This is a genomic window from Paenibacillus sabinae T27 (assembly GCF_000612505.1).
Taxonomy (GTDB): Bacteria; Bacillota; Bacilli; order Paenibacillales; family Paenibacillaceae; genus Paenibacillus_AQ; species Paenibacillus_AQ sabinae.
Genome location: NZ_CP004078.1, coordinates 4,909,795 through 4,935,304 on the forward strand (window position 1 = coordinate 4,909,795; position 25,510 = coordinate 4,935,304).

The window sequence follows — 25,510 nt, forward strand, 5'->3', positions numbered from 1 at the left end:
ACGGGTCAGGGGCGGCGAAGATTTTATCCTCCGCCCGCTTTCCGTAATTTTTCACCGTTTTACCTCCTCAGAGAACCAAGTTGTCTGATACGGTCAGGATAACATGCCCGCTGCCTGCTCATTCATAGATTTTAAACAAAAAAGAGCAGTCCGCAGACAGCTGCGGAATTGCTCTTTTGCCCAGGCGACCGGCCGTTTATTCCGATGCTCCATCGTGGTTGGTCCACACTTGTCGCCAGTTACACCGGAACCGATTATTTGTCTATATCTTAAATCATGCTGCCCCGAAAATCAACCGTAGCTTACTAATATTTTTACAGACGATGCAAGGTTTCAAGCTTATCCAGCAGCTTGTGCAGCGATGAACGGATTTCCGCCGCCGCATATTCGTAGTCCTCGCGGCTTCCGCCGAACGGGTCCATAATGTCCGCACTTGGTATCCGCTGGCGGATCTCGATAATCCGCTGCAGATCGGCGGCCTTCGGTTCCTGTCCGAGCGAAGCGGCCAATTCCGTTCCGGCATACAAGCTGTCAAGCTCCTCCAGATCCCTGCGGACTGCGTCCTCATCCTGCACGTATTCCTTCAGGGTAAACGTCTTGGAAACCGCCTTTGGAAAATAGTGCAGAACATGCCGCTTATGACTCTGGGTGAGAGTCAGCACCAGATCGGCCCAATTCAGCAGCTCGCCCGAAAGTTGGGAGGATGTAATCAAGTCGTTAACGCCTTCATCCCGTAATATGGCCGCCGCATGCCTTGACATCGGCGTTCCGGAGATCGCGGAAACCCCGGCGGACCGCACCTCCAGATTGATACCCCGCTCCGCCGACAGTTTGCGCATGAGGCCCTCAGCCATTGGACTGCGGCAGGTATTGCCGGTGCAGACGAACAAAATATGAAGCATGCTGATCACCTCCATGGGATTTACTCTTTTGCCGCTATTGTATCAGAAGATGAACAGCAAGCCAAACCCAAGCAGAATCGCCCCGCCGAGCGCTTCTCCGTATTCTCCGAGTCCTCGGCTCACACGCCGCCCGAGCAGCAGGCCGGTGATCGACATAATTCCGCCGCAGGCCCCGAAGGCCAGCACCGTCAGCAGCACATGGCTCACAAATACCCCAAGCGACAGGCCGACCGAGAAGGAGTCGATGCTGACGCTGAGCGAAATGAGCAGCATTCCCCACAGCGTACGGTGGTCCATCCCTCGCATTTCATTGCTCTCACCGACGCGGAACGAACCGAGCACCATATGGCAGCCCAGCGCGACAAGCAGGCCTCCGGCGGCAATTCCCGCTACCCGTCCAAGCAGGTGTCCGACATAGTTTCCGGCTACCAGCCCCAGAAGAGGCATCAGCACATGAAAAAAAGCAACGAGCAAGCCCATTTGCAGTACATGAAGAAGACGGATGCCTCTCATTCCGATTCCTACGCCAAGTGAAAAGGCATCCATGCCCAGAGCGATCGCCATGATTGCAATGGTTACGATCTGGCCCCAACCGGCCTGCACTTCTCCCATGCCCATTCCCATACCTCCATGTCCGAATCTCTTGTACAACCACGATATGCGGACAAGAGGACAAACATTCTATAAATTGGAAAAGGGAGGGCTATTCGGCGTCAATCACGCAGCCGGCGGCGGCCTTCATCAGCCGGTTCATAATCGCGGACCCGAGCCCCGTCTCCGGGCAGGCTTCGGCCAGGATATAAGTCGCTCCCGCTTCATCGAAGCGCCGCAGCGCGGCATAAAGGAAGCGGGCGGCCGTCTCCGGCGAGGCCAGCGGGCCGAGGGAGACAACACAGTCGGCGGCGCCGGCGGGATACAGGGGCAGATGCTCCTCGAAGAGGAGCATCCCCGTCTTCTCGCCGCGCCCGCGGGCCGCGTCCAGCAGGCCCGCAGCCGTCTTCGCCGCGCTCGCCGGCGAAGACCCGCGCACGACGCCGAGCCAGCCCCGCGGCGCGTAGTGCGCGTACTTCATGCCCGGCGCGCGCGGAGCCGGGCTTCCATCCCCCGCCGCGTCCGGGGCGGCGGGGCGTGATGAGGCCTCCGCCGCTTCCTGCGGAGGCGTGAAATCGGGCGCCGCCGAAACGCCTGTGACGGCGGCTTCCCCCGCGACGGCCGCCAGCTGCGCGGCCGTGATGCCGCCGGGCCGGAGCACTGCGACGGAGCCGTCCGGCTGCACCTGCACGACGGTCGACTCCAGACCGACGCCAGCGGCGCCGCCGTCCAGCACGCCGCCGATCTTGCCGGCCAGATCATCGAGCACATGGCCAGCCAGCGTCGGGCTCGGCCGTCCGGAGCGGTTGGCGCTTGGAGCGGCGACCGGGCATCCGGCCGCGGCCAGCAGGGCCAGCGCCACAGGGTGGTCCGGCATGCGTACGCCGACCGTGTCCAGTCCCGCGGTGACGCGCGAGGACAGTACGCCGGCCCTAAGCGGCAGCACCACGGTCAGCGGACCGGGCCAGTAGGCATCCATCAGGGCCGCCGCCACTGGAGGCACCTCCGTCACAAGCTCTCCGAGCGCCGCACGGTCGGCGATGTGAACAATCAGAGGATTGTCCGACGGCCGCCCCTTGGCCTCGAAAATCGCCTCGACCGCCTCCGTGTTCCGCGCGTCAGCTCCGAGCCCGTACACCGTCTCGGTTGGAAAAGCAACGGTCTCTCCCGCCTTCAAGAGCTCTGCCGCTTCCGCAATCACCGCCTCATCCGCCGGGTCCGTTCCCGTCCGGCTTCCCTCTCCGCACTGCTCAGCTTCCAATACTTCGTTTCCATGTTCCCATGCCTCCGTTAGTTTAAGCAGAAGCGGCCCCACCGCGTGGGGCCGCTTCTCTATAAGAAAATAGTAACATATCCGGCAGCAAAACAATAGAATTTATGCCCACAAGCTGCTAAGCCAGTGTCCGATTTTGAGCAGCAGGTCCCATACAAAGAACCGCACCTTCGGCTGCTCTCCGGCGGCCCCCGCCTGGGCCGAGGAATCCGGCTGCCGATCGCCTGCCGACCCCGCTTGGCCTTGCTTCACTTTTCCGGAGCCAGCATTTCCGTCCGCCGACACCTTCACGGCCTTGGCCTCCCCTGCCGGTTTGGCCGCCGCATCGCCCGAACCCGCGTCGATGAAGCAGAGCGGCGGGAACAGCACGCACCACCAGTTCTGACCCTTTCCTTCTCCCAGTGTTACGCGAAGTGCTTCATATTCTCCGGCGGGATACACCGTTCCCCCGTACAGCTTGGTTGGAAACGGAACAACCCCCAGCTCCACCTTATAGCCATACTCGATGCCCCGCTTGCGCAGTTCCCCGCCCACCAGTTGTTCCAGCTCCGGCAAATGCTCGCGTATCACGGCCCGCGCCTGATCGAGGCTTTGCGGGTCCTCAAGCTCTGCGACCCACCCGTTCATCTGCTCCACAATTTTATCGCGGATCTGCCGCTTAACAAGCTGGTCCCCCGGCCCGTCCGAGTTGGCGAGAATCCGCAGCCGGATCGACTCCTGCGGAATAGGTCCTTCGCTTACGGCAGCATCGGTTTTTTGCCCTTCCCAGGCCATCATGACAAGCATAAAAATACAAATTAAAATGGCAGTATACGTAAAAGTCTGGCGCAGCGAATCTCCGGCAAATCCTTTTTTTACGTTCATTCGGGATACCCCTCTCCACTAAGCTTCATGTCTGTCAGTATCCCCGGAAAGCGAAACGCCCAAACCTATGAATCTATTTATTTTTGCCGCACGCCTGTACACTGTTCATAGAGTATCGACCATACATAAACCGTATAAATCCGGCCATCAGCACAAAAACCGCCAGGCTCCTTCATTAAGGCGTCCTAGCGGTTTTTATTTTGTTCGATCTATTCTTTTCAAAAGTGCCCGGGTCATCCCTGTTTGGCCGGAGCCGTATAAGACGCTTTTGGCAAATCCTCTTCTTCTTCCTGCCCGTACAGCTTCACGCTCATCACAAGCCCGATGCTCGCCATATTGATCATAAGCGAGGTGCCGCCGTAGCTGATAAAAGGCAGCGTAATGCCGGTCAGCGGCATAAGGCCGATAAACGCACCGATATTCTCAAAAATCTGGTACAGCATCATGGCTACAATGCCGACGATGATGAAAGGTCCGCCCCTGTCCCTGCATTCGAGCGCAATCAGAATCATCCGGTGAATCAGAATAAAGTATAGCAGCAGCAGCACAGCCGAGCCTACAAAGCCGAACTCTTCCGCAATCTCCACGAAAATCGAATCCGAATAGGTGTAAGGAACCCGTTCCGTCTGCACCGAACTTCCTTCCATGTAGCCTTCACCGCTCATTCCGCCGGAAGCGATCGCCAGCTTGGCGTTTTTCGTATGATAGCTGGCCTTCGCGGACGCTTCATCCGGCACAAGCCAGGGGTCGAAGCGCTCCACCAAGTGGGGACGCAATTCATTCAGAAATTTTGAGACGGAATCATGATAATGAATATAAGAGAAAATACTGCCGCCTACCAAACCGGCGGTAACGATAAGTCCAATCAGCGCATGGGAAAACTTGATGTTCCCGATCCAGAGCAACCCGCCGAGGATGACGATGTAGGAAAGCGCGTTTCCCAGGTCATTTTGCATGATGACAATAACGAAAGGAAGCAGCGCCAGCAGACCGAGCGGCACGACATCTCTCCAAAAATGGAGCCGGTTCTTATTCTTACGGAACAGAAAGGCCGCCAGAAATAAAATCAGGATCAGCTTGAACAGCTCAGCAGGCTGCAGGCTGAAACCCCCGAACTTGATCCAGCCCTTCGCGCCGTTCTCCTCCGCACCGATGAAGGTAACTAGTACGAGCAGAGCGATTCCGAACGTGTAAACATACACCGCGTACTTGATCAGCAGCCGGTAATCCAATAGCGCCAAGCCGAAAAAGGCGATGAATCCCAAAATATAAAACTTCAACATTTTAATGTGAAAACCGTCCAGGCCTTGCCGGCCATGCGTCACACTGTATATGGAGAACAGACTGATCACCATCAACAACACAAGAACCACGACGATGACGCCGTCGATTTTTTTAAACTTCTGGAGCAATGCTCTGCCTCCCTGTGGTTATGCTGGCTTTGTCCTGACTTCGGACAGTTTACAGGCCGCTGACTTTATTGTAAGGGAATGGGGTGAAAAATACCACTTTCGCTGCGTTACGCATTTATCGCGCAATGCCGATCACATGGCGCGGAATCCCCGCGAGATCGGGCACAGTCACGATCTCGCTCCAATGCCCGGCCGACTCCAGCATGGCGGCCACCTGCTCCGCCTGCCCGAGGCCAAGCTCGAAGCCGACGAGGCGCGGCGGAGCCGGGAGCAGCGGCAGCTGCTCCATCATGCGGCGATACGGGTCCAGCCCGTCCTCGCCGCCATCAAGCGCGGTGCGCGGCTCATGGTCGCGCACTTCGCGCTGCAGCCCGGCGATATCTCCGCCGGGAATGTAGGGCGGGTTGGAGACGAGAATATCCGTCTCCAGGCCCTCGAACGGCTCGAGCAGGTCGCCGAGCCGTAGCTCCACCGCCGCGCCGAGACGCCCCGCGTTGCGGCCGGCCACGGCCAGGGCCGCCGGCGAGATGTCGCCGGCGAGCACCCGCCACGCCGGCGCTTCGGCCGCCAGCGTGACGGAGATCGCGCCGCTGCCCGCGCCGATGTCGATCGCGATCAGGCGCCGCCCCGGGCGCGCCGCTGCGTATTCGCCGCCAGCTGCCCGCTCACTCGCATCGCCCTTCGCTCCGCCTAGCTCGCCTGCATCGCTCACTCCCGCTGCCCGCTCGCTCGCATCACCCGTCGCTCTGCCCGGCTCACCTGCACCGATCGCGCCCGCCGCTCCGCCTAGCTCATCTGCGTCGCTCACTCCCGCTGCCCGCTCACTCGCATCGCCCTTCGATCCGCCTAGCTCGCCTGCATCGCTCACTCCCGCTGCCCGCTCGCCTGCCACGCCCTGCGGCCACAGCTCGGCCGCATACCGCAGCACAGCCTCCACGAGCAGCTCCGTCTCCGGCCGGGGGATCAGCACATCCGGCGTCACTTCGAAGACCCGGCCGTAGAACTCCTGCTCCCCGGTAATATACTGCACCGGCTCACCGCTTGCTCTTTTCGTTACGGCGTTCTCCCACCGCTCCCGCTTCTCAGGCGGAAAGGGATCGGCTAAGGCCATATAATAAGCCGCCCCGGACAGACCCAGCGTATACTCCAGCAGAAGCTGGGCGCTGCGCTGCGGCTCGCTGACGCCAAGGCCGCTCAAAAAAGAAGAAGCCTCCGCAAAGGCTTCCCGGATGCTTTGCACCTGCGGCATAACATAGTCGCTCCGTTTCAAAGCATTATTCTCCTTTTTCCATCAGTTCGGCCTGTTCCGCAATGGAGAGCGCCGAAATAATATCTTCAATCTCACCGTTCATCACCGAATCCAGGCGGTGCAGTGTCAGGCCGATCCGGTGATCCGTCACCCGGCTCTGCGGGAAGTTATAGGTCCGGATACGTTCACTGCGGTCTCCCGTACCGACCTTGCTCTTGCGTTCGCCGGCGTATTTGGCTTCTTCTTCCTGGCGCATCATGTCGGAAATGCGGGCGCGCAGCACTTGAAGAGCCTTCTCCTTGTTGGAGTTCTGCGACTTGCCGTCCTGACAGGTCGCCACGATTCCTGTAGGAATATGCGTTACGCGCACGGCGGATTTGGTCGTGTTGACCGACTGGCCGCCCGCGCCGCTGGAACAGAACGTATCCACACGGATATCCTTGTCAAGAATTTCGATGTCGATTTCTTCAGCTTCAGGCATTACCGCCACAGTGGAGGTGGAGGTGTGAATCCGTCCGCCGGATTCCGTCGCCGGGATGCGCTGCACGCGGTGCGCGCCGCTCTCATACTTCATTTTGCTGTATGCGCCCCGGCCGTTAATCATAAAGATAACTTCTTTAAAGCCGCCCAAATCGTTCGTATTGGCGTCCATCAGTTCCACGCGCCAGCCCTGGGTATCGGCAAAACGGGTGTACATCCGGTACAGATCGGAAGCGAACAAAGCCGCCTCATCCCCGCCGGCCGCTCCCCGGATTTCAACAATAACGTTCTTGTCGTCGTTCGGGTCCTTCGGCAGCAGCAGGATGCGGATTTTCTCCTCCAATTCGATCTGGCGCTTCGACAATTCCTCGATTTCCATCTTCACCATATCGCGCATTTCGTCGTCAAGCTTCTCGCCAAGCATCGCTTTGGCGGCATCAAGCTCTTCCATGACATTTCTATATTCGGTATAAGCCTCATAGGCGGGCTGCAGATCGGATTGTTCTTTGGAATAGTCCCTCAGTTTCTTACTGTCGCTTGCAACATCCGGATCGCAAAGCAGTTCACTGAGTTTCTCATAGCGGTCCGCCAGAGATTGCAATCGGTCCAACAAGGGAATTCACCTCTCCTAATTAAGGTTAACAAATTTAAGATTTATCGCATTTTAACGTATCATGGTAAAAAAAACGTCTATACCTTATATCCAAAAGGGTATACACGACTTTATATTATATCACGAAACTGCCGATTTGGCTACATGATGTTATCTGGCAACCCAAATTCCGACGCAAAGTCATATGCAAGAAAAAAGACCATCCCGCGCAAGATGATAACACCGCCGCGAAATGGCCTTCGTTCGGTACCGCTGGCAGACAGCCCCGCTCTACTGCGAAGGTTTCCCGCCCGCCAAAGGCAAACTGTATAATCAGGCAAGCTTTATACGTTAAACCGGAAATGCATAACGTCTCCGTCCTGCACCACATATTCCTTGCCTTCCAGACGCAGCTGGCCGCGCTCTTTGGCTCCGTTCATGGAACCGGCGGAGACCAGATCGTCATAAGCCACCACTTCCGCGCGGATAAAGCCGCGCTCGAAGTCGGAGTGAATCACCCCGGCCGCTCCTGGCGCCTTGGTTCCCTTGCGGATCGTCCATGCGCGGACTTCCTGCACTCCGGCCGTAAAGTACGTGTACAGACCAAGCAGCTTGTAGGCGGCTTTGATCAGACGGTTCAGACCGGACTCCTGAAGACCGAGCTCTTCGAGGAACATCGCCTTATCTTCGCCTTCCAGCTCGGCGATTTCCGCTTCCACCTTCGCGCTGATCGGCACCACTTCCGCATTCTCGGCAGCGGCGAACTCGCGCACCTGCTTCACGTACGGATTCTCCTCCGCCGTGGATACCTCGTCCTCGCCGACATTGGCCGCGTACAGCACCGGCTTCAGCGTCAGCAGATGAAGATCACGCACGATCAGCTGCTCTTCATCGGTCAGCTCCACGCTGCGGGCAGGCATATCGTTGTACAGCGCTTCTTTGACGCGCTCCAGCACTTCCACTTCCTGGGCGTACTGCTTGTTGCCGCCCTTCATGTTCTTGCGGGAACGGTCGATCCGCTTCTCCACGCTCTCCACGTCGGCCAGAATCAGCTCCAGGTTAATCGTCTGGATATCGCTGACCGGATTCACCTTGCCGTCAACGTGGGTGATGTTCTCGTCCTCGAAGCAGCGCACAACATGAACGATGGCGTCCACCTCACGGATATGCGCCAGGAACTTGTTGCCAAGCCCCTCGCCCTTGCTCGCTCCGCGCACCAGTCCGGCAATATCGACGAACTCAAATGCGGTCGGCACCGTTTTGTTCGGAACAACCAGCTCCGTCAGTTTATCAAGACGCTCATCCGGCACTTCCACGACACCGACGTTCGGGTCGATCGTACAGAAAGGATAGTTCGCGGACTCCGCGCCCGCCTGCGTAATTGCATTAAACAGCGTCGATTTGCCCACGTTGGGCAGACCTACGATACCCGCTTTCAAAGCCATGTATATGACAACTCCCATTTTTCGTTAATTGACCAAAACGCCTTGCGATCTAAACTATTATATATTAGAACAAATTCTCCAGCAATACCGGCGGGCTGAGCCCTTTTAAAGAGAACCGAGGCGCTTCCGAATAAAAATGACCTCTCGTTCCCCGTTCTGCTTAGGCCATCGGCTTAAATGTCATGTTTCCGGCCCGGCTGGCGCCTGGTACAGAGTGATCTGTCCTGTTCACAGATACAAAATCCTTAAAAATGTCTTTCAAAGCGTGGACACTCCCGCAAAACCGGCATGTACACGAAGTTGCGGCTTTCGAGTAGATTTTTGTCTATATATAGAGTGAATGAACCTACCAATGTCCATATATTGAACAACACTTCCGAAGGAATACCCTTGTGCCAATGTCCACCTTTTGAAAGACATCCCCACTAAAATGTCCTTGCAGAGAGGACGCCGATTATAAACTTCCCGAATACTTCCTGTGCCATACGGGAAAGCAATGCACCGGGCGATGATAGCAGGCCCAGGTTCTGCAATTACAGGTACATACTGCCATATCCATCCTGTCGAGTGCTGAGAGATCCCGCGATATGCCGCTAATCCTTGTCAAGCATGGCTGTTAAAAAAGGACCCCCTTCCCCGGAGGTCCTCCACAGCTAACCCTGCTGGGCTAAACCCGCCCAGATGCGGGCGCATTGCACATTACAGCTCTTTGGACATTGTAATGTCGGTTACGCCGTAGCCCATTTTTTTGTAAAGCTCGAATGCGCGCTGGTTCTGGCCGAACACATGCAGCCCGATTTTGCGGACATTCATCTTCCGGGCCTCTTCGTCGAGCGCCTGCATAGCCTGCTTGCCATAGCCCTTGCCCTGGAAAGGCTCATAAATATAGATGTCATAGATAAAAGCTTCCCGGCCGAGCCGGCCCTCAGTCACGTTGAACCAAATATACCCGACATGAGTATCGCCCTCTTCTTCCACCACAGAGTACAGATAAGCGCCTTCGGTATGCAGCCCGCGGGGCAAAAAGCGCGTCATCGCCTCCTTGGACTGCTTCATCGCGTTATCCGGTTCCCAGGCTCCCGATTTCACCTTCTCCTCGGCAAAGTCGCTGGTCGATTGACTCATGAAAAATTGAAACGTCGCTTCGTCCATTTGAACCAGTTTGATCATTATGATTAGACCTTCCTTATTTCGGTATTTAAATGCGCACTAGCCGCGGCGTTCCGCGCAGTTCCGCCACGGAGGAAACGCCGATGCCGAACATCGCCGTCCGCAGCTCAAGCTCGGTCTGCGCAAGCGCAGCTTCCAGCGCCTCCGCCGATTCTACTGCCGGGCCGAGCAGATTCCGGCCGAACCCGGCCAAGTTCGCGCCGAGCGCCAGCGCCTTGGCGGCGTCGACGCCGCTGCGGAGGCCTCCGCTGCCGATCAGCGCGCCCTCCGGCGACGCGGCACGCACGCCTTCTATGCAGTCGGCGGTCGGAATGCCCCAGTCCGCGAACGCTTCGGCTGCGCGGCGTTTCACCGGATCGGCGCTGCGGAATTTCTCGACCTGGCTCCAGGACGTTCCTCCGGCCCCCGCCACGTCAATGAAGGCGGCGCCGGCGCTGTAGAGCCTGACCGCCGTCTCGCCGTCGATGCCCCAGCCGACCTCCTTGATGCCGACCGGGACGTCCAGGCTGCGGCATAAACGTTCAACCTTCGGCAGCAGCGAGCCGAAGCCGGTATTGCCTTCCGGCTGGAACACCTCCTGGAGGCCGTTTAAATGCAGCACCAGCCAGTCGGCCCCGGCGATTTCCACTGCCCGGCGGCAGTCATCCACGCCGAAGCCGTAAGAGAGCTGCACCGCTCCGAGGTTCGCGATGACTGGAACATCCGGCGCCCGGTCCCGCACCCGGAACGTAGCCGCAAGCTCCGGCCGCTCCACCGCCGCCCGGACGGAGCCGACGCCCAGCGCCCAGCCGCGTTCCTGGGCGGCCTCGGCCAGCCGCGCATTGATCCCGCCGGTCGCGGCGCTGCCGCCGGTCATCGAGCTGATCAGCAGCGGCGTGCGCAGACTCCGGCCGAGAAATGAGGTGCTTAGCGTAATATCGTCAAAATCCAGCTCCGGCAGCGCGTTGTGCCGGAACCGGTAATGCTCGAAGCCGGTGGTAATGCCCTGCCCCGCAACGTCTTCGTTCAGGCAAAGGCGTACATGCTCAATCTTGCGCCCTCCGGTTGTTCCTTCCGGTATATGTTCATTGTTCATATTAATCGGCTCTTGGCCTTTCATCAATTTTTTGTTCCTGCTGTCATAGTATAGCACAACCATATATGTGAAATGACTGCATCATCCGCAACTTCGCCCGGATCAGTGATTTTTAGAGGATGATCGGGTGGCTGGCGGCAGAAGCGGCAGTTCCAGATGCCGGCCTTGCTGCTTCACCGGTTTCCTCCTGGCGGTAATAATAAATAGCAGGACGAAACGGATAAGCGCTGCACATTTTTACAGGAGGAACCTTCGATGAATCCAAGACGCAATAGTATGCATCCGATAAACAATAGTCCGCCCGCAGCCTTGCCGCATGACGCTCCCGAACGGAACCGTTCCGGACATTTCTTCAGACGTCCTCTGAAATGGCCATTGGCAGCTATTTCCTTTCTTCTTCTCTGGCTGATCGGCGTCATAATTTATCATACACACAAGCCGCTGCCTCCCGGCTTGTCGTTCGAAAGCCCGGTGTACCGTGTGAAGAATTTAACCTTATTGTATGATCTGACTTATCCCGATGGCAGTGCGAAAGGCAGGCAGGAGAGCGGCATTTTACCGCGAATGCTGCAAATCGTCGACGAATCCAGACAGTTCCTGATTGTCGATATGTTCCTGTTCAACAATTATACGCATAAAGGACAGCAGTTTCCTCCGGTAAGCCGTACCCTCGCCGATAAGCTGATTGCCCACAAAACGAAATACCCCAGTATGGACATCGCGTTCATTACAGACGAAGTGAATACGAATTACGGCTCCGCCCCCAATGCCCTGCTCGAACAGATGAAGCAGGCGGGCATCAATGTCATCGTTACCAATGTCGATCCTTTGAGGGATTCGACCCCCGCCTACTCCGCCGTGTGGCGCACATTCATCCAGTGGTTCGGGCAATCCGGTGAGGGCTGGGTTCCCAATCTGATGGCGAGCGGCGGACCTGACATTACCGTAAGGTCCTATCTCAAGCTGCTGAACGTCAAGGCCAATCATCGAAAAGTCATCGTCAGCGAGCGGACCGCGCTGATCACTTCCGCCAATGTGCACGACGCAAGCGCCTATAATTCCAATATCGCGTTTGAGGTGCAGGGACCTATCATCGCGGATATTGTGCGGACGGAGCAGGCCGCAGCCGATTTATCGGGAGCGGGTCCGCTGCTGAAGGCGCCGCCCTCCTTTCCGCAGTCTCCGGCTGACGGCGATGGTCCGGTGGACATCCGGTATCTAACGGAGGGGAAAATATACAAATATGCGCTCCAGGCTATCCGCGAGGCGTTGGAGGGAGATACGGTCTGGATGGGCATGTTCTATCTCGCCGACGAGGCCATCATCAACGAATTGGTAGGAGCCTCGAAACGCGGCGTGACCGTGCGGCTTCTGCTTGACCCGAACGAGAACGCTTTTGGCCGCAGCAAAATTGGCATTCCGAACCGCCCCGTTGCTCTGGAGCTGAACCGCCGGTCGGGCGGCAAAATATCCATCCGCTGGTATAACACGACCAAAGAACAGTACCATACCAAACTGCTCTTTGTGGATAAACCAGGCGGCAGATCGATTGCAATGGGGGGCTCCGCCAATTTTACGCCCCGCAATCTGGCCGATTATAATCTTGAGAATGATCTTTGGGCCGCTTTTGACCGCGATCAGCCGATTTATCGCCAGCTTGACGCCTATTTCAATCGTCTGTGGAACAATCAAGGAGCCGAGTACAGTCACCCGGCAAGCTACCAGGGTAAACTCACCTGGCTGAAATACGCTATCATGCGCATTCAGAACGTATTGGGCTTGACGACGTACTGACTATTTAGCGGTCACGGCGCTGCTCGTCAACGGAAAAATGATATGCCGCGCTTTACAGCAGCGGCGACAGCAGCCTAGCCGCCGACTCCAGCAGACGCTCCAGCAGACGCTTTTCCATAAATTTCTCGTGGATAATCTGCGAGGTGGACAGCAAATCCCGTTCAAAGTCGGCGACGATGCGCTTGACGCTATCGGTCTGCAGCAGCAGCGCATTGACCTCGAAGTTCAGATGGAAGCTGCGCATGTCCATATTAGCGGTGCCGATGGTGGCGATTTCGCCGTCTATAATAAGCAGCTTGGAATGAATAAACCCTTTTTCATACTCGAAAATTTTGACGCCAGCTTCCAGCAAAGCCGGGAAATAGGAATGGGATGCGAGAAACGGCAGCCACTTGTCAGGCTTGGCCGGGAATAGCAGGCGTACATCCAATCCCGATAGAGCAGCCACCTCCAGCGCCGTGTATATGTCCTCGTCAGGGATAAAATACGGCGTCGCAATCCACACCGACTTCTTGGCCGAGGTGATCATCGAGAAGAAAATATTTTTGAGGGTCCGCCTCTCGTTATCCGGGCCGCTTGCGATAATCTGGACCGCGCCGCCATCCCCCGTATAGCGAAGCTGCGGCGATAAATAGTCTTGCTCCAGAATCCGCTCGCCGGTCGTATGCATCCAGTCCAGCAGAAAAATAATCTGCATCGTCCGCACCGCTTCACCCCGCACCAGCATATGCGTGTCGCGCCAGAAGCCATACGTTTTGCTGCGGCTCAAATACTCATCCCCAACATTAAGCCCGCCCATAAAGCCGACATCGCCGTCGATGACCACGATTTTGCGGTGATTCCGGTAGTTGACCCGGCTGGAGAAAAAGCTCTTGGACCTGCCGTACGCCGCAACCTTCACCCCCGCGTCGCTCATCGCCTTCAGGAAGCTCTGAGACAGCTGTATGCTGCCCACGGCGTCATACATGAAGCGGACCTTGACGCCGGCGCGGGCTTTTTCAATCAGGATCTGCTGAATTCTTGTCCCGATTTCATCAGCGCGGAAAATATAATACTCCATATGGATATGGTGCTTCGCCTGGCGCAGCTCCATCAGGAGCGTTCCGAACGTCTCCTCGCCATTGGTCAGCACCCGCGTCTCCGAAGAGAATGAGATGGGTGAACGCGCCAGACGCTGGGACAGGCCCAGCAGCTTGCGCTGAGTGGAATTGAACATCGACCAATCCTGATGCAGGCGCAGGGCGTCGTTCTCAATCCGCTCATAGGCCATCAGGTCGTGCTGGGCTTTTTTGTCGTATTTGCGGCGTTTGAAGACATTTTGCCCGAACAGAAAATAGAACACGAGCCCTACGACCGGAATGAGCGCAAGCAGAAGAATCCACGCCATCGTCGACGACGGGTTGCGGTTCTCCATAAAAATGGCGAGTCCGATCGATACGACCGTCAACGTGGAAAAAATACTGATAATCGTCCCGCCGGTGCTTCCGAAAATGCCGAAGCCAAAATAGTAAAAGGCGAGCAAAGCTCCTATGATGATCGTTGACTGTATTCCTCTTCTCATCGGCACCTTACCTCTACAATTAATCATAACAGCTATAGAATACCATCCTACATTTTACATGAAAGATGACTTTCTTCCTACAACTATCCTCTCCAAAAGGGAGATTACGACAAAACTGTAACCTGTAATCTGCCGTAGGATTGAAGAAAGCGCCGGACTCGCTCGCCATTTCGGAAAAAGAGCAAGAAGCCACCCGACACTGGCCCAGTGTTGGATGGCTTCTTTATTTCAAACGCTAAACCTTGCCCTGCATGGACACAAGCTCCGGAAACACCGGCTCCAGACGCCGGTAAACGTCCTTGAACAGCGGGTACAGCTTCTCATAGACGGCGCGGTTCGCATCGCTTGGAGCGTGGCTCCGCAGGATGCCGACGCGGTCGTCGGCTTCATCCAGCGAATCCAGTGCTCCCGTCGCTATCATCGCCAGAAGCGCCGCGCCAAAAGCGGAGGCTTCAAAGCAGCCAGGGACATCGATCCGCAGGCCCGTAATATCGGAGAGCAGCCCCGTCCAGGCCGCGGACGAGGCGAACCCGCCCGAAGCGAGCATCCGCTCCGGCGGACTGGCCAGCCCGCTGAGCGTCTCCGTCACATCGTTCACTGCGAACAGCACCCCTTCCAGCACGGCCCGGACGAAGTGCTGCCGGCCGTGGTGCAGGCCCGCGCCGGCAAATACGCCGCGGGCATCCGGGTTCCAGTAGGGAGCGCGTTCTCCGCTCAGGTAAGGAAGGAACAGCACGCCGCCTGCGCCGGGCGGCACCGTCATCGCCAGGTCAATCAACTCGTCGAGCGAGAGAAAGCCGGGCTGCCCCGGATCGATAGCGGCATGATGTCTTCCCCGCCGCTGCCTTCTCTCCGGATGCGCCCGGACGGCATCCCTTAGCGAAGGGCCGGGCTGGGCGCCGCCCATGAACTGCTCATTGAACCAGCGCAGGGCGACACCGCCGCTGCTGGTAGGGCCGCCGATCAGCCAGCGGTCTTCGCTGAACGGGTAGCAGAACATCCGGCCCTCCGGGTCTGTCATCGGCCGGGTCACGAACCGCCGGACCGCGCCGCCCCCGTCGATTGTAACGGCGGTGCTTCCGGGACTGGCCGCGCCGGAGCCGATGTTCGCGAGTGCGCCGTCGCTTGCTCCGACTACCCACTTTGTGCCGGGCGACAAGCCGAAGGCCGCCGCCATCTCGGGCTTCATTCCCCGCAGCACCTCGGTGACCGGCACAAGCTCGCCGAGGCGCTCTTTTCCGATTCCGGCCAGCTCCAGCGCTTCATCAGACCAGCCCCGCCCGGAGATGTCGAGCAGCCCGGTGGCCGCCGCCGTCGACACATCAAGCGCGTACACGCCAAAACATCGGTACAAAAGGTACTCTTTGATGGAGATGAATCTTGCCGCCGTTTCGAACAGCTCCGGCATGTTCTCCTTCCACCACAGCAGCTTGCCGAGCGGCGACATGGGATGGGCCGGGGTGCCTGTCAGCGCATACAATTCTGAAGCCGCTCCGCTGCGCTTCAATTCGGCCAACTGGGTGACGCTGCGGTTATCCGCCCAGGTGAGCAGCGGCGTCAGCGGCATGCCGTCCTTGTCCACCGCCATCAGACTGTGCATGGCCGCGCTGACCCCCACAGCCTCGATGTCCTCCGGCCTGACCCCGCCGCTCGTCATTGCCCGGCGGAACGCCAGGGCAACGGCATCCATAATCTCCTGAGGGCGCTGCTCCGCCCTTCCCGGCTCGGGAACAAGAAGCGTGTAGGCCGCCTTGCCCTGCCCGCGGATTTTGCCGTGTCTTTCGAACAGAAACACCTTCGCGCTTGTAGTGCCGATATCCAGCCCGACGAATAGCCCCATGTCCATCCTCCTCCCAGTTACATGAGTCTATTATACACCTTCTCCCGAGGATTCCCGTATAGCTCCGGGCCACTCAAAACAGCAAAATCCGTAAGGATGACCGCGGTCAAAGGCTTGAGAGAAAGATCATTTTTAACATCGGATGAATCTGAGAAACTTGTTCCTACAGCAGCTAGGTGTTATCGGCTCTGAAATATAGGATGGCCTATCCTAACCTGAACGGGGTGGCGTGATGAAAATGATTCCAAATGGGATATCGTGCAGCCGAATGATTTTGGTTTTGAGTTTGCTTGCAGTTAAGCCGCTGAGCGCAGCCTTTTACGTCATCTATGCGGTTTGCGGTCTGAGCGATATGGTAGACGGATGGATTGCCCGAAAGACAGGGACAACGAGCAGACTTGGCGAAAAGCTTGATTCCCTGGCCGACCTCATCATGACAGGCGTATTATTCATCAGGCTGTATCCCCTCATCGATCCTCCGGCCGAAATTATCGTTTGGGTGGTCTGCATTGGACTAATCCGATTGGTTTCGATGGCCGTTACGCTGAAAAAATATAACACCTTCGCCATCCTCCACACCTACGGGAATAAAATCACCGGCATGCTGCTGTTTCTGTTCCCCTTCCCGCTCCCCTATATTCATTCAGCGGTGCTGATGAGTATCCTGTGTGCTGCAGCCAGCCTATCGGCCATCGAGGAATTAATCATTCACCTGACATCAGACAAGCTGGAAGGAAACCGAAAGAGCCTATTCACGAAATGACCTCACTACTATAACTCGGGGGAAAACAAAAAAAAACGCCCGGATTTCCGGGCATCTTGTTCTTAAACAACCGCGACTGAGGGGCGGTGCTGAACCACAGCAGGGGCGCTCTCCAGCGAAGCTCTCCAGGACTGCAGCATATGAAGGTCGTAGGGCAGAAACTCCTTCAGCATCCGGGACAATCCCAGATACAGCGGACTGTTCGTCGCCGCCTCCAGTCTTTCGCAGAATTCCGGAATCCAGAGCAGCAGATGCTCCCGCAAAAATTGCTCCTGGATGTCCAGCAGCTCCATAGCACTCTTGGCGGAAAAACTGTTGAACAGCATCCGCTCGTGCTGCACGGCCATGAACTCCAGCTCGATAGCAATGTGATCATCGGCCTCGTCGCCGCATTTTTTGAACACGATGCCTGCGGAAGCATACACGTCGGAAAGCACGTTGCAGAACTCCTCCGCTTCTCCGAGAAGGGCCGCTTCTCTTGGCTTAAAGCCGGCCACGGCTTCGTCGCGCATCAGCCGGTCGTATTCCGCAGCTTCCGCCTCGCAGACCTGAAGAAGATCCTCCGGCTTCTGGCCGCACAAATAGCGCTTCAGCTCGCGCCCCCCTTCGGACATCTCGGCCGCAGCGCCGATTTGGCGATTCCGGCCCCACTGCGCGATTAGCGACAGGGTCGGTTTTCTTCCGAAAAAATCAGTAAACAGCTGGTATATGAATCCCCTGCTTCCCAGCCAACGTTTGAAGGCTTCCGAAACTTCCAGGGAAGGAACGGTCATATGCATTAGTAAATCCCCCTTGTAAGGTTGATCCGTACCGTACAGCCCGGAGGCTGCTCCTTACGGACTCATCGTTGTCTTTCTCTGCTTTGTGAATAGAGCGTGCACCCCCGGGAAAATCGTACGGGCTGTGCCGCGAACCTACCACATTTTACTACGTTCTTCCGATAATTAAAAGTTATCACGGTTTGATGGTTTCATTATAGCCCAAAATGAAAACGCTTTTCGTGAGCAATTTATGGCGGATTCCCTTCATTTGTCGCATTACTGTCAAATTTAAATTCCCAGCTTGGCTGGACTTGGGATAGTCGTGATAATATATAGAGAATCGTCAAAAGTCCAAGATTGACGTCACTGTTATCATTCTTTAAAATTTGAAATAAAATCACCGTGCAACGAAAGGGGACAACTCATAATGGAACTGCTGACCGACCCTTTTGGGCGCGTTCATGATTATATGCGTATTTCGGTTACGGACCGCTGCAATCTGCGCTGTATCTATTGCATGCCCGCGGAAGGCATGGTATTTCAGCCACATGACGAGATCATGAGCTATGAGGAAATCGCCTCCGTCGTGAAGGCACTGGCCCCCGCCGGGCTGCGCAAGGTGCGCCTTACCGGCGGCGAGCCGCTGGTCCGCAAGGATCTGGAGCGCCTGGTCGCCATGCTGTCCTCCATTCCGGGCATCGAGGATCTGTCGCTCACCACCAACGGCCTGCTGCTGCCCGCCAAAGCGGCCGCGCTGAAAGCCGCCGGCTTGTCGAGGGTGAACATCAGCATAGATTCCTTGCGGCAGGACCGGTTCTCCATGATTACACGCGGCGGAGAAGTCGCCAAGGTGCTGAAGGGGATCGAGGCGGCCGAGGCGGCGGGACTCTCGCCCATCAAGCTGAACGTCGTCCTTATGAAAGGCATCAACGACGACGAGATCAAGGATTTTATCGCTCTTACCCGGAATAGTCCGCTGAATGTGCGGTTTATCGAATATATGCCGATCGGCAGCGCAACTGACGCCTGGCGGCAGACCTATCTGCCGCTGGAAAGAGTGCTCGAAGCCTGCCGCGAGGCCGGATGGGAAACCGAGGAAGCGCAACCGCCCGCCGGGAACGGCCCGTCCCAGGACAGACGCGTCATCGGCGCCAAAGGCACATTCGGTCTGATTCATCCGGTTAGCGAGCATTTTTGCGATAACTGCAACCGGCTGCGCCTTACGGCCGACGGGCACATCAAGGCTTGTCTGTATTGGTCCGACGAATATAACGTGCGTCCGCTGGCGGGAGACCCGGAAGCGGTGCGCGCGTTATTCCGCAAGGCGCTGGGGAACAAGCCCAAAACCCACGAAATGGCGCTGGCGCTTGAGAAAAAAAGCCCAGAGCCACACGCCTACGACCCGCCGCATGTCGCAAATCGGCGGTTAAACCGTAAGCGCGGCCCACAGCTGCCAGACCATATAGCCTGCCATTCCCCAGAGGAGCAGTGCCGAAAATATGTTCAGCAGCCGCACCAGCCGTCCGGAAGGATCGGCCTTGCCGAGCGCCCTGCCGCCGGCGGACAGGCCCATGAACCACAGCCACGATACCCCGGCGGCCGCGGCGGCGAACGTCCAGCGGTCGGCGGCTCCATACTGCAGGGAGCTTGTTCCGATTACGCCCACTGTGTCCATCAGTGCATGCGGGTTCAGCAGCGACACCGACAGCGCATAGCCTACCTGTTCCCTCACCGGAAGAACGGCTGCCTGTTCGCCCGCGTGCCTCTCCCGCAGAATTTTCTGGCCCATTATGACCAAAAAGACGGCCCCCGCCCCGTAAATGAAAGGGGTGAGCCAATGGAGCGACAGCACCGCCAGGGATACTCCCCCTACGGCTGCGAAGATCAGCAGTGTGTCGCACAGCGCCGCCGTGACCACAACGGGCAGAGCACCAATATATCGGGCCTGCAGCGCGCCCTGGTTGAATACAAAAATATTCTGCGCCCCAAGCGGCAGAATAAGGCCAACGGCCAAAATAACCCCATGAATAATAACGTCCACCAAGTGTTATCCCTCCCGGCTGTTTGCGCCGCGGCCATAAGCGCCGCGGCTTTTTTTTGTCCTTTATGATCGTACAGCCATTTCGCGCTTCCGGGACCATCCAAAAGCGTGGCGGAAAGCCCAACCAAAGGAAACGTCTCCCCTTCGCATGCTATACTGAAATCCATAGACCGCACGAAAAAGAAACGGCTGCACCTCCCTTCAGAAGGAAGGCAACCGTTTCTTAATGAAGTAAGCAGGCCCAAGACTTTTTAGCAAAAAGGAGGGATTCCCATGCGGCACAGCGCCGGCATGGCTATGGTGGACTGGCGTCCCGACCCGTTATCGCCGCTGCCGCTCTACGCGCAAATCGCCGGACATTTCCGCGCCAAGATCACCGGCGGCGACTGGCCTGCAGGGATGAAGCTCCCGCCGCAGCGCGAGCTGGCCCGGCAGCTTGGCGTCAACCGGAGCACGATTGTTGCGGCGCTCGGCCAGCTAACCGAGCTCGGGCTCATCGAAGGAAGACACGGAGGAGGCACTCGGGTAGCGGCGGCGAAAGCAAACCGGGGAACGGCGGGAAGCTGGAACGATTATGTGGAGGAAGGCATCCACTATCCCAATCTTCCGGCCGTTCAGGCGATCAACCGACTGGAATTTCAGCCGGAGCTGGTTCGGCTCGGGACCGGAGAGCCCGCCCCCGAGCTGCTGCCGGGAGAACAGATGCGCGACATTCTGGCCGAACTGGCGCGCGGTGAGCTGCCGCTGGCGTACGAGGAGCCGCTCGGCAGCCTGCGGCTTCGGCGGGCGCTCAGCGCGGAGCTGGGCCGAAGCGGGATACAGGCCGACCCCTCCTCGATTCTGATTCTTTCCGGGGCGCTTCAAGGCTTTCAGCTGATTTCCCTGGGCCTTCTGCCCAAGGGATCGACCGTTCTGCTGGAGAAGCCCTCCTATATGTACTCAATTCATTCTTTCCAGTCGGCGGGAGTCAAGCTGTGCGGCCTGCCCATGGACGGGCAGGGCCTGATGGCGGAAGGGCTGGAGAACGCCGCCGTTCGAACCAAGGCGGCGCTGCTGTACACGATCCCCGCCTTCCATAACCCGACAGGCATCCTCATGGATGCGGAGCGGAGGCGGGAGCTGATGGAGAAGACGGCGGCGCTGGGATTGCCGATCCTTGAAGACGGAGCTTACCAGGACCTGTGGCTGGATGCGCCCCCTCCTCCGCCGCTCAAGGCTATGGACCAAAGCGGCAGTGTTTTGCACCTTGGCACCCTATCCAAATCGGCGAGTCCCGGCCTGCGTATCGGGTGGGTTGCCGGTCCCGAGCAGGTGATCCGGCGGCTGGCCGATATCAAAATGCAGACCGACTACGGGGCCAGCTCCCTCTCGCAGCTGGCGGCGGCCAAGTGGCTGGAGGACGGCTGCCACGAGCGGCATTGCAGCGCCCTGCGCCTTGCGCTGCGCCGGCGGCGCGATCTGATGCTGGAGCTGCTGGAGCGGCATTGTGAGGGGCTTGCAGTCTGGAGCAAGCCTGCGGGCGGCTTCTATGTATGGCTGCGGCTGAACCGGCCGGTGCCGCTACCTAGGCTGTTCCGCGCAGCGCTTGCGGAAGGCCTGCTGCTGAATACCGGCGATCTGTACGACCGGTCCGATGCAAGGCATCTCCGCCTGTCCTACGCGTATGCGTCCCCGTCCGAACTGGAACGGGGGATCGCCAAGCTGGCGGAGCTGATCCGCCGGATGGGCGGGCTTTCCTGACAGGCGGAAGGGCGAAGGAAGTGCCGAACGCAATCCCGGCAACTTGGGCTTGTGCATCCCGGTTGGACGGCAGGACCTGTGCCATTCGGTGCAACAGGCCTGTGTAATCCGGCGGCTGGGGGCTGCCAATCCGGGTGGCCGGGTCGCTGGCTCCCGGAACCTCCCGACCTGATTCGACGTGCTTGCCATCCGGACAGGCCACAAGCCGTCCAATGTTTTGCGCCGTTACCAGCACAACCTTATGCGCGCTATGTCGTCTGCTTTTCCGGCGGGGCGGGCAGCGTCACGACGAACGCAGTCCCTTCGCCGACGCGACTCTCCGCGCGGACCTCCCCCTGGTGCAGGTCGACAATCTTTTTAACGAGCGACAGCCCCAGCCCGCTGCCCCCGGCGCCCGCGCTTCTCGCCTTGTCCGCCTTGTAGAACCGTTCGAAAATGCGGGGCAAGTCTTCCCCTTCAATACCCGTACCGGTATCGGAGATTATGACCTCGGCTCCCCCATTTAGAGGACGCGCTGCAATGGTGATCGTCCCGCCCGCCGGAGTAAACTTGATGCTGTTATGCAGCAGATTGGTCCAGACCTGGATCAGCAGATCTTCCACGGCCGTCACCGTCGTTTCAGGAAGCTCCGCTTCCACTTCGATCCCTCTCCCCATCCACTGCGGCTCGCAGGCCAGGATGATATTTCGAAGCTGTCTATCCAGGCGGAAAGGCTTCGCTTCAAACGGAAAGTTCCCCGACTCCAGCACCGACAGCTTGAGCAGACTGTCACTTAAGCCCGAGAGCCGGGCGCTCTCCGCCTCGATGATGTCCAGATAATGTTCCCGGGTCTCCCGGCTGATTCCGTCGTTGCGCAGTGCACGGGCGAAGCCGCGGATGGAAGTGAGCGGCGACTGGATTTCATGCGACACATTCGAGATGAAGTCCTGCCGCATCGTCTCCATCCGGCTTAGCTCGCTGGCCATTTCATTGATTCCTTCCACGAGCTCGCCCATTCGGCCGTAGCGTTCGACATCTTCCACCTGGGCGGTAAAATCCCCCTTGGATATCCGCCGGACGGCATTCAGAATCGGGCTATAAAATTTGTTCTGCTTCCCGTACGTAATCAGGGAGATCAAACCGCCAATGAAGAACAGAATAAGAAATCCGAGCAGCATGCCCAGCAGCTGCGAAACATAGGCCGATGACGGGCTACCAAACTTTTCGAACAGCACTCTCAAGATAAAATAGGAAGCCGTCCACGAGATGATGAGGGACGAAAAGCCAGCCAGCATTCCGAGCAGTCCCCGAAGTGCCCGCCTCAGCCGGTTCATCCCGCGTCCTCCGGCCGAATGCCGGGACCGCTCACGGCGCGTGCGGCGGGTACGGAATGTTTGCCCGGGGTGCCCCTCTGAGCGCAATCTCCCGGGACGTTTCCTTGACAAGTCCCGCCGCCCCATCATTCCGCACCCTCCAGCCGGTAGCCGAGACCACGCACGGTGCGGATGGCGAATCCGTACCGCTCGCTCGGGAAGCGTTCACGCAGCCGGTTGATATGCACATCCAGCGTGCGTTCATTGCCTTCGTAGTCATAGCCCCAGATCTCCTCGATCAGCCGCTCGCGCGGCAGGGTCTGTCCGGGGTAGCTCGCCAGCCTGAACAGCAGCTCGTACTCTTTAAGGGGCAGCGTCAGAACGCCATCATCCGAATGGATTTCATACGTTTTCCGGTTCATTTTCAGCCTGCCGACGGTTACGCTTTGGGCAGCTGAAATCTGATACCGTTTCAGCAGCGCCTTTACGCGGGCGGTCAACACGGGCGGCTCAAACGGTTTGACGAGATAATCATCGGTTCCCAGCTCAAAGCCCTTTACAATCTGCGAGGTTTCACCTTTGGCCGTGAGCATGAGCAGCGGAAAGTCGTAATCCTTTCGCAGTTCGCGGCAGAGCTGCCAGCCGTCCATGTTCGGCATCATGATATCGAGAATTACCATGTCGGCGGTATGATCCCCAAGAAACTCCAGCGCTTCTTTCCCATCGGAAGCCTCATACACTTCCATGCCTTCAGCTTTCAAAAATACGGCTACCAACTCGCGGATGTGCGGATCGTCGTCCACCACCAGTATTTTTGCCATGTCCGGCACTCTCCTCCTCTTCGCCGTGTTCCCGCGCTTCCTTATCTGTCGTTTGCAGCTGCTGCTGCGCAAATTCGCGGTAGAGGCTATGCTCCCGCAGCAGTTCTTCGTGTCTTCCCCTGCCGGTAATCTCGCCCTTTTCCATAAAAAGAATCTGATCCGCGTTCACCACCGTGGACAGCCGATGCGCGATAACGATGGTCGTCCGGCCTTTCATCAGATTGGACAGCGCCTTCTGCACGACGGCTTCGGACTTGCTGTCAAGGCTTGAAGTCGCTTCGTCCAGCATCAGGATTTTCGGATCTCTCAGAAGCGCCCGGGCAATCGCAATCCGCTGCCGCTGTCCGCCGGACAGCTTCACGCCGCGCTCGCCGACTTCGGTGTCGTAACCATCCGGCAGCTCGTCGATGAATCTATCCGCATACGCCATCGCCGCCGCCTGCTGCATTTCCGCCAAATCAACCTCCCGGTCCAGCCCGTAGCGGAGATTGTCCGCAATCGTTCCGGCCAGCAGCGGGCTTTCCTGGGAGACGTAGCCGATTCCTCCGCGCCAGGAGGACAGCGAGAAATCGGAAATCGGCTTGCCTCCCAGCCGGATCACGCCATCCTGCGGCTCATAGAAGCGTTCAAGCAGGGAGAACAGCGTCGTCTTGCCGCCGCCGCTTGGACCGACAATCGCCGTCACCTCGCCCGGCGCAATAGAGCAGCTGACTTTGCTCAGCACGGACTCTCCTTTTTTGTACCCGAAGGTGACATTGTCCAGCATAATCGGCAGGCTTCCGCCGTCAGCCATCTCTTCCCCTTCGTACTTCTCTTCTTCATGCATCAGCATCTCCATCAGCCTCTCCGAAGCGCCCATGGACTTCTGAATTTGGGTGAAGAAGGTCGTCAACTGGGTCAGCGGCATAATGATCTGGATCAGATAAAGGATAAAAGCGACCAGCTCTCCCGCCGTCAGCGCTCCGCTCGACACCTGCAGCCCGCCGTAGCCGATAATGACCACCAGCAGCATCATAAATATGAGCGAGACAAGCGGGGTGATCCAGGCGCTGGCCTTGCCTTCGCGTATGCCGTAGGAGAGCAGGTTCAGAATGACTTTCTTGCCGGATTCGTATTCCCGGCGTTCCGCTCCGGACGCTTTGACGAGCCGGATTTCCGACAGCACGCCGCTGAGCACCGCCGTAAAGGAAGCTGTCTCATCCTGCATGCCCTTGGAAATCTTGTACATCATCCGGCCGAGCGGAACAAGAACGAGCGCCGAAAGAGGCAGCACAGTGAACAGAACCAGCGTCATTTTCCAATTCAGATAAAAGAGCACCGAGATCGAACCTGCAATGGAAATGATGCCTGTGAACAGGCTCGAGACATTCTCCGCTACCAGCGTCTTGATAATGCCTGTGTCGCTTGTCATGCGGCTGACGTTTTCGCCCGTCCGGATGTCGTTATAATAGGAAACCGGCAGCAGCAGCAGTTTGCGCCACAGGCGCTCCCTCAGGCTGGCAACCATTTTCTGGCCTGCATAGTTCAGCAGATAGACGGATACGCCCGCGGCAATGGTCTGGGCAACGAAAGCGCCGGCGATTCCGGCGATCTGAAGACGGCTTATGGAAGACAGCGAGAAGCCGTCAACCAGCCCTTTGGTGAACATCGGAATGACGAGGGATACCAGCGTGGAAATGACGCTTAGCGTAATGGCCAGGGCCAGCAGGGCATAAGGCGGTTTCGTTTCTTTGAGCAATTGGAGAAATGAACGAAGGTTCTTTCCCTTCATCTTCGTTGCGTTCGTCATTAAAGGTCCTTCCCTTCTTGTCTGGATTATAATGACAAAATACGCCCGGAAGTTA

20 protein-coding genes, 1 pseudogene and 1 riboswitch are annotated in these 25,510 nt (G+C 57.8%); of the genes and pseudogenes, 4 read left to right on the forward strand and 17 right to left on the reverse strand.

What is annotated here, in order from left to right; all coding sequences use genetic code 11:
- Positions 1–171 precede the first annotated feature (171 nt).
- A riboswitch (ZMP/ZTP riboswitch) is annotated at positions 172–253 on the reverse strand.
- A gap of 61 nt (positions 254–314) precedes the next feature.
- The 10 genes from PSAB_RS22675 to fni all read right to left on the reverse strand — a co-directional run bounded on the left by PSAB_RS22675 (position 315) and on the right by fni (position 11,053).
- A complete protein-coding gene (locus PSAB_RS22675; RefSeq protein ID WP_025336844.1) occupies positions 315–902 on the reverse strand; it encodes a low molecular weight protein arginine phosphatase in 588 nt (195 codons plus the stop codon).
- A 42-nt stretch (positions 903–944) separates the two neighbouring features.
- Positions 945–1,514 (reverse strand): manganese efflux pump MntP, encoded by a 570-nt coding sequence (locus PSAB_RS22680; RefSeq protein WP_025336845.1) that lies wholly within the window; start codon positions 1,512–1,514, stop codon positions 945–947.
- A gap of 91 nt (positions 1,515–1,605) precedes the next feature.
- Positions 1,606–2,754, reverse strand: a complete 1,149-nt coding sequence (locus PSAB_RS22685; RefSeq protein ID WP_051529895.1) for an L-threonylcarbamoyladenylate synthase — start codon at positions 2,752–2,754, stop codon at positions 1,606–1,608.
- Between the two features lie 114 nt (positions 2,755–2,868).
- Complete coding sequence (spoIIR, locus tag PSAB_RS22690) at positions 2,869–3,630, reverse strand: stage II sporulation protein R (RefSeq protein WP_025336847.1); 762 nt, start codon at positions 3,628–3,630, stop codon at positions 2,869–2,871.
- 233 nt (positions 3,631–3,863) lie between these two features.
- Positions 3,864–5,042, reverse strand: a complete 1,179-nt coding sequence (locus PSAB_RS22695; protein ID WP_025336848.1) for an FtsW/RodA/SpoVE family cell cycle protein — start codon at positions 5,040–5,042, stop codon at positions 3,864–3,866.
- Positions 5,043–5,157: 115 nt separating this feature from the next.
- Entirely contained in the window at positions 5,158–6,312 is a 1,155-nt protein-coding gene (locus tag PSAB_RS22700) for a N5-glutamine methyltransferase family protein (RefSeq protein ID WP_025336849.1), read from the reverse strand.
- Positions 6,313–6,316: 4 nt separating this feature from the next.
- Positions 6,317–7,384, reverse strand: coding sequence for a peptide chain release factor 1 (gene prfA, locus PSAB_RS22705; RefSeq protein ID WP_025336850.1), 1,068 nt, complete (start codon positions 7,382–7,384; stop codon positions 6,317–6,319).
- A gap of 323 nt (positions 7,385–7,707) precedes the next feature.
- Positions 7,708–8,808 carry a redox-regulated ATPase YchF gene (gene ychF / locus PSAB_RS22710; protein ID WP_025336851.1) on the reverse strand — a complete coding sequence of 367 codons (1,101 nt, stop codon included), beginning with the start codon at positions 8,806–8,808 and terminating at the stop codon, positions 7,708–7,710.
- Positions 8,809–9,507: 699 nt separating this feature from the next.
- Positions 9,508–9,978 (reverse strand): GNAT family N-acetyltransferase, encoded by a 471-nt coding sequence (locus PSAB_RS22715; protein WP_025336852.1) that lies wholly within the window; start codon positions 9,976–9,978, stop codon positions 9,508–9,510.
- A 28-nt stretch (positions 9,979–10,006) separates the two neighbouring features.
- On the reverse strand, positions 10,007–11,053 hold the full coding sequence (gene fni, locus PSAB_RS22720; protein WP_226991738.1) for a type 2 isopentenyl-diphosphate Delta-isomerase: 1,047 nt from the start codon (positions 11,051–11,053) through the stop codon (positions 10,007–10,009).
- A gap of 255 nt (positions 11,054–11,308) precedes the next feature.
- Here fni and PSAB_RS22725 point away from each other — a divergent pair, with 255 nt between their 5' ends.
- A complete protein-coding gene (locus tag PSAB_RS22725; protein WP_025336854.1) occupies positions 11,309–12,847 on the forward strand; it encodes a phospholipase D family protein in 1,539 nt (512 codons plus the stop codon).
- A gap of 52 nt (positions 12,848–12,899) precedes the next feature.
- Here the strand turns inward: PSAB_RS22725 and cls are convergent, their stop codons facing one another.
- Both cls and PSAB_RS22735 read right to left on the reverse strand, forming a co-directional pair.
- Positions 12,900–14,408 (reverse strand): cardiolipin synthase, encoded by a 1,509-nt coding sequence (gene cls / locus PSAB_RS22730; protein ID WP_025336855.1) that lies wholly within the window; start codon positions 14,406–14,408, stop codon positions 12,900–12,902.
- 235 nt (positions 14,409–14,643) lie between these two features.
- Positions 14,644–16,248: a gluconokinase gene (locus tag PSAB_RS22735; protein ID WP_051529809.1), complete on the reverse strand. Its 1,605-nt coding sequence runs from the start codon at positions 16,246–16,248 to the stop codon at positions 14,644–14,646.
- Positions 16,249–16,486: 238 nt separating this feature from the next.
- On the opposite strand from PSAB_RS22735, the gene PSAB_RS22740 reads away from it, so the two are divergent.
- Positions 16,487–17,011 (forward strand): CDP-alcohol phosphatidyltransferase family protein, encoded by a 525-nt coding sequence (locus PSAB_RS22740; RefSeq protein ID WP_226991846.1) that lies wholly within the window; start codon positions 16,487–16,489, stop codon positions 17,009–17,011.
- A 62-nt stretch (positions 17,012–17,073) separates the two neighbouring features.
- On the opposite strand, the gene PSAB_RS22745 is transcribed toward PSAB_RS22740, so the two are convergent.
- Complete coding sequence (locus PSAB_RS22745; protein WP_025336858.1) at positions 17,074–17,790, reverse strand: TorD/DmsD family molecular chaperone; 717 nt, start codon at positions 17,788–17,790, stop codon at positions 17,074–17,076.
- A gap of 406 nt (positions 17,791–18,196) precedes the next feature.
- On the opposite strand from PSAB_RS22745, the pseudogene moaA reads away from it, so the two are divergent.
- Positions 18,197–19,202: pseudogene (gene moaA / locus PSAB_RS22750) on the forward strand (GTP 3',8-cyclase MoaA).
- Here moaA and PSAB_RS22755 read toward each other — a convergent pair.
- Positions 19,199–19,813: a LysE/ArgO family amino acid transporter gene (locus tag PSAB_RS22755; protein WP_338045090.1), complete on the reverse strand. Its 615-nt coding sequence runs from the start codon at positions 19,811–19,813 to the stop codon at positions 19,199–19,201. The pseudogene moaA and the gene PSAB_RS22755 overlap by 4 nt on opposite strands.
- A 273-nt stretch (positions 19,814–20,086) precedes the next feature.
- Between PSAB_RS22755 and PSAB_RS22760 the strand changes: the two genes are divergently transcribed.
- Positions 20,087–21,553, forward strand: a complete 1,467-nt coding sequence (locus PSAB_RS22760; protein ID WP_226991739.1) for an aminotransferase-like domain-containing protein — start codon at positions 20,087–20,089, stop codon at positions 21,551–21,553.
- Positions 21,554–21,801: 248 nt separating this feature from the next.
- On the opposite strand, the gene PSAB_RS22765 is transcribed toward PSAB_RS22760, so the two are convergent.
- The 3 genes from PSAB_RS22765 to PSAB_RS22775 all read right to left on the reverse strand — a co-directional run bounded on the left by PSAB_RS22765 (position 21,802) and on the right by PSAB_RS22775 (position 25,455).
- On the reverse strand, positions 21,802–22,866 hold the full coding sequence (locus tag PSAB_RS22765; protein ID WP_025336861.1) for a sensor histidine kinase: 1,065 nt from the start codon (positions 22,864–22,866) through the stop codon (positions 21,802–21,804).
- Positions 22,867–22,991: 125 nt separating this feature from the next.
- On the reverse strand, positions 22,992–23,666 hold the full coding sequence (locus PSAB_RS22770) for a response regulator transcription factor (RefSeq protein WP_025336862.1): 675 nt from the start codon (positions 23,664–23,666) through the stop codon (positions 22,992–22,994).
- Positions 23,596–25,455 carry an ABC transporter ATP-binding protein gene (locus tag PSAB_RS22775; protein ID WP_025336863.1) on the reverse strand — a complete coding sequence of 620 codons (1,860 nt, stop codon included), beginning with the start codon at positions 25,453–25,455 and terminating at the stop codon, positions 23,596–23,598. The genes PSAB_RS22770 and PSAB_RS22775 overlap by 71 nt, the downstream gene beginning before the upstream one ends.
- Positions 25,456–25,510 lie beyond the last annotated feature (55 nt).